Genomic DNA, 12,883 nt, shown 5'->3' on the forward strand with positions numbered 1-12,883 from the left:
GCCCAACGAAAAAGTTGTCCAGCTAGTATGAGATTCCCGTATAATGTTTAACTTTTGTAGACGATGCGGGGCCTATGAGAAAATTTCTACTGCTGACGATCTGTGCGCTGCTTTCCCGGTTTGCCTCCGGTCAGAGCTTCGAGGTCGTCGCCCTGCAAGACACGTATCGCGGCCTCATCGGCGAAACGATCAAAGCCCCCATCCGTTTTAAGAACACTTCCGACAAGCCTATTACGCTGATCATCAGAAAGATCGATAGCCAGATCGGGAGCACCCAGAAAAACTTCTTCTGCGTAGGCGAAAACTGCCTGGAACAAAAAGTCGAAGACTACATCATCAAAGTTGAGCCTGGACAAACGCTTAGTAGCCTGCAGGTTGCGTTAGAAGCAGGACTCGTGCCCGGCATTAGCTCGGTGCATTACCTGGCCTTCAGCCGTTCCAACCCCAGCCATACTGTCGAATTCCGCGTCAACTTCGCCGTAGACGAAAAACCCGAGAAACAAGACCTGTATTCATCCCGTTTTATCACCATCCACGACGTTTATCCCAACCCTGTTACCGACAACAACGCCTACATCGACTACAGCATGCTTAGCGAGCAGGTAAAAGCCAAGATCATCATGCACAACCTGCTGGGCAACCCTGTTGGCCTCTATCCACTCTCCAGCGCAGAAAATCGTGTGCGGTTGCGCACCGATGAGCTGAGCGCCGGCATCTACTTCATCACGCTATACCTTGAAAATGAGAGCGTTATGACCCGCAAGCTGATTGTGAAGAAGTAATCGGATTCCCCCACCTCAACGAGGGCCATACCCATACCAAAGCTACCACCATACCTATGCCATACCTATACCAAAGCTATGGCTGACTTATAGTAACCTTATATCGAAGCTATTATAATGATCGCCGGACTGTCCGAAGCCGCCAAAAGCGCTTTAAAAAGAACTTTTTTATCATTTCCGACATCTTAAAACGGGCAGAAAGGCGTTTTTCTGTTCTCTTCACTTGTATTATATTTGCGGGCTTATGCGAAAACTATCAGTAGCTTCATACTTTCTCGTCATTCTTCTGGCCGTTGCGGCATGCAGCAAGTTCCGGAAAATTGAAAAAAGCCCGGATTGGCGGGTAAAGTACGAGGCCGCCATGGTTTATTACGATAAGAAGGAGTATTACAGGGCCTCCGTGCTGTACGAACAGATTCTGCCCGTAGTACGGGGCTTACCCGAAGGCGAGAAAGTGCAGTTTTACCTGGCGTACTGCCAGTTCTACGACAAGCTGTACCTCCTGGCTTCGGAGCAGTTTAAAACCTTCTATGAAACCTACGGACGAAGCACCCTGGCCGAAGAAGCGCGCTACATGTATGCATATTCGCAATACGCCTCCTCGCCCGACGCAAACCTGGATCAGACCAACTCGATCAATGCCATGGCCGCCATGCAGGAGTTTTTGAACCGGTATCCTAACAGCACCTTTCGCGAAAAGGCCGTAGAGGTAATTTTCACGACGCAAGCCAAGCTGGAAACCAAAGGCTTCAACAACGCGTACCAGTACTACCGCATGCGCAGCTATAAAGCAGCGATTGTGGCATTAAATAACTTTAAAAATAACTTTCCCGATTCGCACTACCTGGAGCAGGCTTCATTTCTGGTCGTTTCGGCCGAGTATAAGCTGGCCCAGCAAAGCATTTACTCCAAGCAGGCGGAACGGTACAAGGCTGTAGTCGATCACTACAAGGATTATATCGACAAGTATCCGGAGGGCAAATACCTGCGCGATGCTGAAAAGTTCTACACCGACAGCCTGGAAAAACTTAGTAAATTCAAAAATACAAATACATAATACTATGGCAGTTCAATCATCCATCATTACCCGCGACGTAGAAAAGATCGCAGCTGCAACCGGCAACCTGTACGAGTCTGTCGTAGTGATCTCGAAACGCGCCCGTCAGATCGCCATAAACATGAAAGAAGAGCTCAACAACAAACTTGCTGAGTTCGCGACAACAGTAGACAACCTCGAAGAAGTATTCGAAAATCGCGAGCAGATCGAGATCTCGAAGTTCTACGAGCGCATGCCGAAGCCGACCAATATCGCTACCGACGAGTTCCTCGATGGCGACCTGACCTTCCGTCGTCGTGGCATTGAAACTGATTTCAAACAAGACTAAGCGCGAGCCGTTAATCGTTATCTGTTGATTGTAATACAATAGCAGCCGTTAACGAATAACGGTCAACCTGTAACGAGATCCGGCGCATGCAAGGCAAAAAAATCGTACTCGGCGTCAGCGGGAGCATCGCCGCCTATAAGTCGGCGATGCTCACACGCCTGCTGGTGAAGGCCGGCGCGACGGTAAAGGTCGTCATGACCCCCGCAGCCGGCGATTTCATCACGCCCCTGACGCTCTCAACCCTCTCAAAAAATCCCGTTCTCACGGACTTTGTTCGTGACGAGACTGGTCAGTGGAACAACCACGTCGACCTCGGTCTGTGGGCCGACGCCCTTGTCATCGCTCCCGCCAGCGCCAACACCGTAGCCAAAATGGCCCACGGCCTCTGCGACAACCTGCTGCTGGCTGTATACCTCTCCGCACGCTGTCCAGTCTTCCTGGCCCCCGCCATGGACCTCGACATGCTGCAACACCCCGCTACACAGGGCAATCTCTCAATGCTTCATACCTACGGCAACACCATACTCGCACCCGGTTATGGCGAACTGGCCAGCGGTCTTACCGGCCACGGACGCATGGCCGAGCCTGAAGAGATTCTCGATGCGCTGCAAAAGTTCTTTCAGGCCTCAGGCCGCCTCCACGGGAAATCCGTGCTGATCACAGCAGGTCCTACGCAAGAGGCGCTTGACCCGGTGCGATTTATCAGCAACCATTCCACGGGGAAAATGGGCTTCTCACTGGCTGAAGTTTTTGCACGCGAAGGCGCCCGCGTAAACCTGGTGAGTGGTCCGACGCAGCAACGCTCGCAACATCCCAACATCAAGGTAATTCCCGTCGTGTCGGCCGAAGACATGTACAACGCCAGCGCTGCGCTTTTCGCCGAAAGCGACATCGCCGTACTGGCTGCCGCCGTGGCAGACTACCGGCCCGTAGAGAAGGCTGAACAGAAAATCAAGAAGGCCGACGGAAACCTCACCCTGGCCCTGACCAAAACACGCGATATTGCAGCGTCGCTGGGACAGGTGAAACGCCCCGGGCAAATCATGGCGGGTTTTGCACTCGAAACAGAAAACGAGCAGCAAAATGCATTGAAAAAGCTCAACGCCAAGAATTTTGACCTCATTGTGTTAAATTCACTCAACGACAAAGGCGCCGGCTTCGGGCACGACACGAACAAAGTCACCATTCTCGATCATAAACACGGCGTGCGGACGTTCGAACTTAAAGATAAGAAGGATGTAGCGCTGGATATTGTCAACGCCATTATTGAAAAGCTGCATGATTAAGAAAGCACTCCTGGCAGGTTGTATTCTTTGGGCCGTTGTCGCACAAGGCCAGGAACTGGCCTGCACCGTCTCCATTAACGCCACCGGTGCACAGAGCAATGACCGCACGGTCTTCGCCGACATGAAAAAAGCGATCGAACAGTTCATGAACACGCGCAAGTGGACGAACGATACGTACAAGAACTACGAGAAGATCGCCTGCAATATCCTCATTACGATCACGAAAATGAACTCACCGACCAGCTTTGAGGCCTCGGTGCAGGTACAGTCGGCACGACCGGTATATAATTCCAATTACTCGACCCTGGTATTCAATTTCGCCGACCGCGACTGGCAGTTTGACTATATCGAGTCGCAGCCGCTGGAATACAACGACAACACGTTTACCAACAACCTCACCTCCATGCTGGCGATGTACGCGTATCTCATCATCGGCATTGACTACGACACCTTTAGCGAGATGGGTGGCACACCGTTCTTCCAGCAAGCGCGCCAGGTCGTAAACAACGCGCAGCAGTCAAACCGCGAGGGGTGGAATTCACTGGGCAGCAACCGTAACCGTTACTGGATCGTCGAAAACCTCAATAACCCGCAGATGAACGACCTGCGCAAGGCTTACTATGCATACCACCGCCTTGCGCTCGACATCTTTGACAAAGATCCTGACAAAAGCCGCGAGGTTATACTCAAAGGCCTGAAAGACATCAAGAAGGTGCGCGATATAAACCCTACGGCCGTGCTGCTGGTGAGCTTCCTGGACGCCAAAAACAAAGAGCTGGTAAACATATTCTCATCGGGTAATCTACCCGTGCGTCGCGAGGCGTACGACGTCATCAAAACGCTCGACCCCTCGGGTACCAACTACGACAAGATTATTCAGAACTAGTTCTCCGCACTACAATTCCATGGGTACCAAACAGCTTCGCCTGAGCGATCCGGAGCAAATCCGAAAAAGAATCGATGAATTTGTGGGCAAACAAATTAATATTGTGCTTATGGATAGCACGGTTGTATTCGGCACGTTGGAGCGTGTAAACGCCACAGGCATCACCCTCCAAAACATGCGCCTGAAGAAAACGACTTACCCGTTTGTTACCCTGACAGAACTCTACTTCGATACGAACGCCTGATGCTGAAGCACCTGACCATTAAAAATTACGCTCTCATCCGCCACCTGGAGCTCGAGCCGTCTGCGCACCTCAACGTTATCACCGGCGAGACTGGTGCCGGTAAATCCATTATGCTGGGCGCCCTGGGCCTGCTCATGGGCAACCGCGCAGAAAGCAAAGTGCTGTGGGATGAACAGGAAAAATGCGTCACCGAAGGCGTCTTCGACATCCGCCACTACCGGCTGAAATCGTTCTTCAAAACCGAAGACCTCGACTACGACGACACCACGGTGATCCGACGCGAGATCAGCCCCGGCGGCAAATCCCGCGCGTTCATCAACGACACCCCCGTTACCCTCGAGGTAATGAAAAAGCTCGGCGGCCTGCTCATGGACGTACACTCGCAGCACGAAACCCTGGCGCTGGGCAACCAGGCCTTTCAACTGCGGCTGATCGATGCCTATGCCGAGAACAACACGCTTACCGACAAGTACGCCGAAGACTGGTCCGCCTATACCAAAGCCAAAAAAGCATACGAAAACCTGCGCGACGAGGCTGACACCCTTCGCCAGGAAGCCGACTATATCCGTTTCCAACTCGAGGAGCTGAACAAAGCGGCGCTGGAAGAAGGCAATGAGCAAGAAAAGCTCGAATCGGAGCTTAAGATCATGGAGCATGCCGAAGAGATCAAAAGTCGCTTCCAGGGCTTCCTGGCTGTGCTCTCGACATCAGAGTATGCCTCGCGCAACGGCCTAAGCGAAGCCCGCGGCCACCTGCAACACATCGCCTCCTACTCCGAGCAGTATACTACACTGCTGCAACGCCTTGACAGCGTCATCATTGAACTGGATGACATCTTAAACGAAGCAGAACGTGAAGAAGAGACTATCGAATTTGATCCCGGGCGTTCCGAGCTGATCAAAGAGCGCTTGAGCCTGTTCTACCGCCTGATCAAAAAACATGGCGTCGCCGATGTATCGGCGCTTATCGTCCTGCGCAACGGTCTGGAAGAAAAGAACAGCATTACCGGCAACCTCGACGAAGCACTGGCCAAGGTGAAAGCTGCCTTTGAAACTGCCGAAAAGAACGTACGGGCTACCGGTGCCAAACTGAGTGAGTCACGCCAGAAAGTATTTACTCCGCTTACAACACAGCTTGTCAAGCTGCTACAAGAGGTCGGCATTTTGAATGCCACGCTGACTGTAGACCGCCAACCCGCGGAGCCCTCGTCGTCCGGCATCGATAAAATCGAATTACTTTTCAGCGCCAACAAAGGCATTGCACCGCGCCCGCTGGCACAGGTAGCATCGGGTGGTGAATTCTCCCGCCTCATGTTCTGCATCAAATACGTCATGGCCGAAAAGACAGCGATGCCGACACTTGTACTCGACGAGATCGACACCGGTATCTCCGGCGAAGTAGCCATCAAGTTGGGCAACCTCATGAAGAGCATGTCGAAGAAACACCAGCTCATCACTATCAGCCACTTACCACAAATAGCCGCCAAAGGCGATGCACATTACTTCGTATATAAAGATCACTCGGCAGCCAAGACCATGAGTAACATCCGCGAGCTCAAAGCGCAGGATCGTGTACAAGAGATTGCCAAAATGATTGGTGGCGAGAAACCTTCAAAGATTGCGCTCGAAAACGCCCAGGAGCTGTTGACCCAATAACGAAAGGTATATTATTTCGCTTTCTTTGCCTCTTCTTCCTGACGGACTTCCTCTTTGATCCGGTTACCCATCGTGCCCCGGAAGCGTTTCCAGAAAGACTCACGTTCGGTGATAGAGACAAAGTCGGGTACATATAACGTTGCTGTATCGACGATGGGCAGTGTTTTACCTTCCAGTTCGAGTATGTCGGTCACTACTGGCACCGACTTCACCCCGGGACAGTACTTGCGAATAAAACTTTTCAGCATGGCTGACTGAAAGGGGTCGGTAGCCAATGCGATCTTCTGAAAGCCCATCCCCTTCGCCAGCTTCCACGAGTAGTAAATATTTTCCGTGCTGTGCTCAGCCCTGGTTTCGGCAAATGTATGCTCGGGCGGTATACCCAATGAGTCGGCAATCATCTTCATCGCTTTACCTTCCACAAAATGGCTGTATACAGCCGATCCCGAAAAGATAATATTGCGGGTATAGCCACTGTCGTATAAATGCTTGGCCCAGAAGATGCGCATGTTCATCACCCGTGTGGTATGCTCCTTCTCATACGGTACACCGGGCACAATCACCACATCAAAGGGTTTCTCTTTCGCCGCTTCGACATAGAGCTTCCGCGCCTGGCGTTGAAAGGAGCAATGCGTCAACAACAAGGCAATACCGAGAAATAACGGTATAGATAGTGTGATCTTGAGAAATCTTTTCATAGGCTCCGTAGATAATCGTTATCGCGCATGTCGCAGCTTCCAGGTCTCATCATATACCAGCGTGCCTCCGTCTACCAATTCGCGTACGATGTCTACAAACAGCTCGCGATCGCGGGGTGCAATACGTTCTTCCAGTTCCTCCATGCTCATCGGCGTTGTCCGCAGCAGTGTTAGAATCTCAGCATGCAGCTCTTCCATCGCGGAGGCATCTTGCTCCTTCCGTTGGGCCAGACAGACGTCGCATAGTCCACAAACGCCAATGGCTTCTTCCCCAAAGTATTCCTGCATCACCACCATTCGGCAACGCTCCGTCTGCTGGGCGTAGTGCGTAATAGCCTGCACTTTATCAAACGCCAACTTCTTGCGTGCCTCCAACCGCCCCAGATCAAGCGGCAGGCGGTCCGCATCCTGCCGTGGCAGAATGAAGGTCACCTGCGGCTTGTCTTTTAAGGGCTGGTATAGCACTACCTTCAACGAATCGAGGTGTTGCAACACCGCCCGAATATCTCCCTCGCGGGCACTCATGGCCCGCGCGATGAACGCTTCCGATATACGTACAAAGCCCGCCAGCAGCTCGCCACCATACAGGCGCAATAGCATCTTAATAATCGGATCAAACCGCGCATTGGCAATCTGAAATTCGTACAACCGCGCCTTGTCCATCAGAAAATGCAAATGCGACGGGTTGTAAAAGCTCTCCGTAAACTGAATCAATCCCTCCTCTTCCAGCTTCTTTAACGCCACATATACTTCAGCCTGCTGGAATTGAAAGCGGTCGGCGAAGTCATGTAAGTCAAAGTCATAACTCTGTGCTTCACCACTCCCGATAGCCAGCTGGTAGTAATTGGCCAACGCCTGGTACGTACGGCGAAGCACTTCCGGCGGCGGATGGTTCTGCGCAGCCTTAAACTGTAAACTCGTTACATCGCCATCCTGATAAAGAATTGTGGCAAACGAGCGCTCTCCATCGCGACCGGCGCGGCCGGCCTCCTGGTAATACGACTCGATATTCTCTGGCAGGTCCAAATGCACTACCAGTCGCACATCGGGTTTGTCAATGCCCATACCAAAGGCGTTGGTAGCCACCATCACGCGTGTACGATTCTTGAGCCAATCATCCTGCCGGCGACCGCGTTCGTCAAAGTCCAGCCCCGCATGATAATACGACGCAGCGATGCGCCGACGCACCAGCCACTCGCTAATCTCCTGTGTGGCCTTGCGCGAACGCACATACAAGATGGCCGCACCCGGCACCTTCTGCAAAATCTCCAATAGCTTCTGCTCTTTGTTCTCCGCCTTCCGCACGACCAGCGATAGGTTGGCCCGAGCAAACGACTGTTGAAAAACACCCATCGGCTGCCGGAAGGCAAGCTTCTCCACAATATCCTGCCGTACAATCGGCGTAGCCGTAGCCGTCAGCCCTATGATCGGTACCTGGGGTAGGAGCTCCCGTAAGGCTGCAATGCGCATGTACGACGGACGAAAATCATACCCCCACTGCGAAATACAGTGGGCCTCATCCACTGCGATCAGGGACACCTTCATCTGCTTCACCCGTGCTACAAAAAGCTCGGTATGCAGCCGCTCTGGCGAAACATATAAAAACTTAACCTGTCCGTAAATACAATTATCCAACAACACATCGATCTCTGCGCGCCGCAGCCCCGAGTGAATGGCCACGGCCTGAATCTCGCGTTTGTGCAGCTGCTCTACCTGGTCTTTCATCAAGGCAATAAGCGGCGTGATTACAATACAGATACCGTCCAGTACCATAGCAGGCACCTGAAAGCAAATAGACTTACCCCCACCCGTCGGCAAGAGGGCCAGTGTGTCCCGTCCCTCCAGCACCGATGCAATGATCTCCTCCTGTCCCGGGCGAAAGCTCGGGTACTGCCAGTATTGTTTTAAGATGGAAAGAGCTTGTTCCACGGCAGGAAATATAACAAAAGAGGCGCGTACACCCTACCAGAGTATCTTCTCCTTGTTCAGAAAGGCGTCGATGCCGCGCCGGCAGTCGGCGGATGCCCGCGCATCGGCATTGCGTTCCGCGGCAAAAGCCAGGGCCGCTTCCAACGGCATCTCGGGCACCCGGGCCATCATCTGTTTAGTCATCGCCATCGCACTGGCCGAGTTCGTCCGGCACAGGTGCTGGGCCAGCGCCATAACCTCGCCCGCCAGCTGGTCGGCCGATGGCACCACCGTTGTCACCAGCCCGATCCGCCGCGCCTCCTCGGCACTGATCAAATCCCCCCGAAGCAACAGCTGCCGGGCCGGCGCCTCCCCCAGCTTGCGAAGCAAGAACACCATTACAATGGCCGGTATAAATCCAATCTTCACTTCTGTATATCCGAACTTGGCTTCCGGCACCGCATAGACGAAGTCGCACACCCCTGCCAGTCCGCAGCCACCGGCCAGCGCGTGGCCCTGCACCTGGGCAATAATAATCTTCGACAAAGTGTACATCTGCAGGTATAGCTCTTTCAGGTGTGTGGAGTCCGCCACGTTCTCCGCATGGGTGAAATTCCGTAATTGCTGCAAGTAGGCCAGGTCGGCCCCTGCACAGAATGCCTCGCCGGCAGCCCGGAGGATGATGACCTTTACGGCGTCATCACCCTCTGCCAGCCGAAACGAATCTTTCAATTCAGCGATCAGCTCATGGCTTAGCGCATTGCGTTTGTCGGGCCGATTCAGGGTGATCGTCGCGATGCGATCGGCAACCGTGTAGTCTACGTACTGCATAAGTATGGATGGGTCGATGGTTTATCCGGTAATTTCTTGAAACGCGCCACGATGCCAGACAGAATGTACCCGCAACCCCAGCGGCACCGCATCGTTCAGGAGCTTCGTGGCAAAATAATATGTATTGCTGCTGTCCAGCAAGATTTGTTTGGCATCTATGTGCGCCGCCAGCAATTTTAGGTCTTTTAAAGAATTGTTGGAAATGATCAGGTAATCAACCGCCAGGCGCTCCGGCATCGGGAACTCCGGCCCGGTAATCTGCAAGATAATTTTTTTACGCCACACTATCAGCCGCGCCCCGGGCACAGCATGACTTCGCTCTACCACATTGGGTACACCACCGGCAGCACCGCAACGTTGATGGTTAGGGTGTATATGAAACCGCTGCTTCCGTACATCCTTCATTAACGCGGTATCTGCATACAGGCTAACACGGCCTTCGGCCACGAGATCCCACGCACTATGACCCGGTACTTTGTAAACCGTCATGCGAGCAGGGCGAACTTCATCAAAGATATAGTGCCAACGGCTTGCTGAAAAAAGTATCGCCAGGCAAAGCATCGTCACGATATAAGCATAGTGACGGTGTTGCAACAATGCCGCACCGGCAATCCCCATGGCCAGCAGCAACCAGCATTGCAGCGGCGTGAGGTAAATATTACCCCACACACTAAATGGAAATGCCGCAACGACGGTGACGATACTATTGAGAAAATGAATACACCCTGTCAAAATACTCCCCAACACGCCCGCCGCCCAGGGCAACCCGCTACACGCCAGCAACACCAGACCACCCACCAGCACGATCGACGAACCCGGCACCAACAATAAATTCACCAGCAAAAAGTAATTCGGAAACTGATGAAAATAAAACAAAACCACTACGGTGGTCGCCAGCTGCGCCGCCAGCGTAACACAGGTCATCTTCCAGACCTCATCCCAAACCCTGGCATTGGGTTCCCACAGTTTATATAACCACGGTTGCAGGTATACAATGCCCAGCACGGCCAGGTACGAAAGCTGAAACCCTACCGACATGATGAGATAAGGATTATATAACAACAGAAAGAAGGCCGAGGCCGCCAGCATATTATATACATTCCCCTGCCGGTGAAAAGCCTGCCCGACAACAACAAACGAAAACATCGCCACCGCACGCAACACCGATGGCGACAACCCTGTCACAAACGCATACCCCCACAATACCACCAGGCTCACCCCCGCCAGCAACACCCGCCCATAGCGAAGCCGCTGCACCGGTCGCAATATCCAGCCGAGAATGACATATAGAATAGAAACGTGCAATCCCGAAACCGCCAGTACATGCACAACGCCCGTAGCGGAATAGGCATCCAACAGCCCCTGGTCCAGGTCGTCCGTCATACCCAGTACCAATGCCGAGGCAACCGCCTGCTGCTCCTTACCATCGACATGAGTCGCCAGTACATGCGCAGCCCAGCGACGCACCTGCAATGCATGCGCCCATATCCGCGACGGTGGAGCGTGCCCCATGCGAACGACCTGCCCCTTTTGTAAAAATTGTTGATGGTAGATATTCTGAAACTGCAGGTACTGCCGGAAGTCAAACTCCCCTGGGTTTGCCGGTGGTAGTACCGTGGCGGGCGGGCCTTTTACCAGCAACACATCGCCATACGCAGGCATCGCCGGCAGTGCATCCGGTCGCACGTATAACAACACTTTACCCGAACGGGGGCGCCATACGCCGGTATAGACCCGATCGACCGCCACCGTTACTTTCCACGACCGCTCCCGCGCCACGGGCTGATCTATCACCCGGCACTGGTAATACTGTACGGAGTCGCCCGCCTGCACCAAATGGTCCGGCCGGCGGCACTCCGTTTTATACCCTACTTGCAAATAGCCCGTCAGGAAAAGCGCCAGCATAGCCAGCACACCCTGCCATACAGGACGAAAGGTGACGCCGGGCCAGTAAAGAAAAAGTAAATAGACAATGATGACCCCTGCCAGGGCTGCCAAAGCGGTACCGGCAGGAATACAATCGGGCGCGTGGATGGCCAACAAAATGCCCCCCGACAAAAACACAACCATTCGTACGAATGCATACGGAATCCAACGGTACATGCTGGAAGGTACGCAAAAAATGCGTTACTGCGGCTCGTCGCGACGGTAGGCTTCGATGATGTCGCGCACCAGGCGGTGACGCACTACATCTTTTTCATTCAGCTCCAGGATACCGATACCCTTGACATCTCCTAAAATACGAACAGCCTCCTTTAAACCTGACTGCTGGCGCGTGGGCAGGTCGATCTGCGAAGCGTCACCGGTAACAATCATCTTCGACTCCGGGCCCATACGCGTCAGGAACATCTTCATCTGCATAGGCGTCGTGTTCTGGGCTTCGTCCAGCAAAATGAAGGCATTGTTCAGGGTCCGCCCGCGCATATAGGCCAGGGGTGCGATCTCGACGATCTCCCGTTCCATATAATATTGCAGCTTCTCAAACGGGATCATGTCGTGCAAGGCATCATAGATCGGCCGCAGGTATGGGTCGATCTTCTCCTTCAGGTCTCCCGGCAAAAAGCCCAGGTTCTCCCCCGCCTCTACGGCCGGCCGCGTGATAATCAGCTTCTTCACCTGCTTATTCTTCAGCGCCCGCACCGCCATGGCCACGGAGATATAGGTCTTACCGGTACCCGCTGGACCCAGCGCAAAGACCAGGTCGTTCTCCTTTACCATGTCGACCAGTTTTTGCTGGTTGACGGTCTTTGGCTTGATCGGCGCTCCTTTGGTGCCGTAAATGATCACGTCGTCGCTGTTGCCGTTGGCATTATGCTCCGGGAGCATACGCTCCTGTTCGTGGTCGATATAATTTTGTACGTTCTCTTCGGTCACCTTGCCATATTTATGGTAATGCTCGATCAGGGAATTCAGGATATCGTCAATCTGCACGATCTCAGCGGTCGTGCCTTTGATATAGAGCTGATTTCCACGCGACACAATGCGGCTCTTCGGAAAAGCGGCCGCCAGCGAATCAATAGTTTTGTTCTCTACCCCGAGGAAATCGATCAGGGAAATATTATCAAGAGTTACTGTTTTTTCTATCAACTAAATTTGGTGTTTAAGTAATACCATATACAGGAATCGACTTGACAAAGTTCATTTCCGCGATATGCGGTAAAAATGCTTACTTTGCCTCATCAAATTTAACGAATATCCGCCGCAGCAT

Annotated in this window: 12 protein-coding genes; 7 read left to right on the plus strand and 5 right to left on the minus strand. The window is 52.9% G+C overall.

Going from position 1 to position 12,883, the window contains the following annotated elements:
- Nucleotides 1-74 precede the first annotated feature (74 nt).
- The 7 genes from K7P01_RS04665 (at nucleotide 75) to recN (ending at nucleotide 6,238) form a co-directional block, all read left to right on the plus strand.
- Nucleotides 75-782, plus strand: a complete 708-nt coding sequence (locus K7P01_RS04665; protein ID WP_267290333.1) for a T9SS type A sorting domain-containing protein — start codon at nucleotides 75-77, stop codon at nucleotides 780-782.
- A gap of 244 nt (nucleotides 783-1,026) precedes the next feature.
- The gene (locus K7P01_RS04670) at nucleotides 1,027-1,839 is read left to right on the plus strand and encodes an outer membrane protein assembly factor BamD (protein ID WP_267290335.1); all 813 of its coding nucleotides are present in this window, start codon (nucleotides 1,027-1,029) and stop codon (nucleotides 1,837-1,839) included.
- 4 nt (nucleotides 1,840-1,843) lie between these two features.
- Complete coding sequence (locus K7P01_RS04675; RefSeq protein WP_267290337.1) at nucleotides 1,844-2,167, plus strand: DNA-directed RNA polymerase subunit omega; 324 nt, start codon at nucleotides 1,844-1,846, stop codon at nucleotides 2,165-2,167.
- Nucleotides 2,168-2,253: 86 nt separating this feature from the next.
- On the plus strand, nucleotides 2,254-3,453 hold the full coding sequence (gene coaBC, locus K7P01_RS04680) for a bifunctional phosphopantothenoylcysteine decarboxylase/phosphopantothenate--cysteine ligase CoaBC (protein ID WP_267290339.1): 1,200 nt from the start codon (nucleotides 2,254-2,256) through the stop codon (nucleotides 3,451-3,453).
- On the plus strand, nucleotides 3,446-4,339 hold the full coding sequence (porD, locus tag K7P01_RS04685) for a type IX secretion system protein PorD (protein ID WP_267290341.1): 894 nt from the start codon (nucleotides 3,446-3,448) through the stop codon (nucleotides 4,337-4,339). Before coaBC ends, porD begins: the two co-directional genes overlap by 8 nt.
- 19 nt (nucleotides 4,340-4,358) lie before the next feature.
- On the plus strand, nucleotides 4,359-4,583 hold the full coding sequence (locus tag K7P01_RS04690) for a hypothetical protein (RefSeq protein WP_267290343.1): 225 nt from the start codon (nucleotides 4,359-4,361) through the stop codon (nucleotides 4,581-4,583).
- Nucleotides 4,583-6,238 (plus strand): DNA repair protein RecN, encoded by a 1,656-nt coding sequence (gene recN / locus K7P01_RS04695; RefSeq protein WP_267290345.1) that lies wholly within the window; start codon nucleotides 4,583-4,585, stop codon nucleotides 6,236-6,238. The genes K7P01_RS04690 and recN overlap by 1 nt, the downstream gene beginning before the upstream one ends.
- 11 nt (nucleotides 6,239-6,249) lie before the next feature.
- Here recN and K7P01_RS04700 read toward each other — a convergent pair whose 3' ends face one another.
- From K7P01_RS04700 to K7P01_RS04720, 5 genes are read right to left on the minus strand one after another with little or no spacing between them, the layout of a single operon-like run.
- Nucleotides 6,250-6,936, minus strand: a complete 687-nt coding sequence (locus K7P01_RS04700; protein WP_267290347.1) for a YdcF family protein — start codon at nucleotides 6,934-6,936, stop codon at nucleotides 6,250-6,252.
- An 18-nt stretch (nucleotides 6,937-6,954) separates the two neighbouring features.
- Nucleotides 6,955-8,865, minus strand: a complete 1,911-nt coding sequence (locus tag K7P01_RS04705) for a RecQ family ATP-dependent DNA helicase (RefSeq protein WP_267290349.1) — start codon at nucleotides 8,863-8,865, stop codon at nucleotides 6,955-6,957.
- A gap of 33 nt (nucleotides 8,866-8,898) precedes the next feature.
- The gene (locus K7P01_RS04710) at nucleotides 8,899-9,675 is read right to left on the minus strand and encodes an enoyl-CoA hydratase/isomerase family protein (RefSeq protein ID WP_267290351.1); all 777 of its coding nucleotides are present in this window, start codon (nucleotides 9,673-9,675) and stop codon (nucleotides 8,899-8,901) included.
- 21 nt (nucleotides 9,676-9,696) lie between these two features.
- Nucleotides 9,697-11,778, minus strand: coding sequence for a ComEC/Rec2 family competence protein (locus K7P01_RS04715; protein ID WP_267290353.1), 2,082 nt, complete (start codon nucleotides 11,776-11,778; stop codon nucleotides 9,697-9,699).
- Nucleotides 11,779-11,802: 24 nt separating this feature from the next.
- Nucleotides 11,803-12,762: a PhoH family protein gene (locus K7P01_RS04720; protein ID WP_267290355.1), complete on the minus strand. Its 960-nt coding sequence runs from the start codon at nucleotides 12,760-12,762 to the stop codon at nucleotides 11,803-11,805.
- Nucleotides 12,763-12,883 lie beyond the last annotated feature (121 nt).

It is taken from the genome of Parachryseolinea silvisoli (assembly GCF_021190955.1).
Taxonomy (GTDB): domain Bacteria; phylum Bacteroidota; class Bacteroidia; order Cytophagales; family Cyclobacteriaceae; genus Ohtaekwangia; species Ohtaekwangia silvisoli.

Bases quoted from the DNA above. Each gene is read 5' to 3' on its own strand.
- K7P01_RS04665 (WP_267290333.1), top strand. From the start codon at position 75: ATGAGAAAATTTCTACTGCTGACGATCTGTGCGCTGCTTTCCCGGTTT.
- K7P01_RS04670 (WP_267290335.1), top strand. From the start codon at position 1,027: ATGCGAAAACTATCAGTAGCTTCATACTTTCTCGTCATTCTTCTGGCC.
- K7P01_RS04675 (WP_267290337.1), top strand. From the start codon at position 1,844: ATGGCAGTTCAATCATCCATCATTACCCGCGACGTAGAAAAGATCGCA.
- coaBC (WP_267290339.1), top strand. From the start codon at position 2,254: ATGCAAGGCAAAAAAATCGTACTCGGCGTCAGCGGGAGCATCGCCGCC.
- porD (WP_267290341.1), top strand. From the start codon at position 3,446: ATGATTAAGAAAGCACTCCTGGCAGGTTGTATTCTTTGGGCCGTTGTC.
- K7P01_RS04690 (WP_267290343.1), top strand. From the start codon at position 4,359: ATGGGTACCAAACAGCTTCGCCTGAGCGATCCGGAGCAAATCCGAAAA.
- recN (WP_267290345.1), top strand. From the start codon at position 4,583: ATGCTGAAGCACCTGACCATTAAAAATTACGCTCTCATCCGCCACCTG.
- K7P01_RS04700 (WP_267290347.1), bottom strand. From the start codon at position 6,936: ATGAAAAGATTTCTCAAGATCACACTATCTATACCGTTATTTCTCGGT.
- K7P01_RS04710 (WP_267290351.1), bottom strand. From the start codon at position 9,675: ATGCAGTACGTAGACTACACGGTTGCCGATCGCATCGCGACGATCACC.
- K7P01_RS04715 (WP_267290353.1), bottom strand. From the start codon at position 11,778: ATGTACCGTTGGATTCCGTATGCATTCGTACGAATGGTTGTGTTTTTG.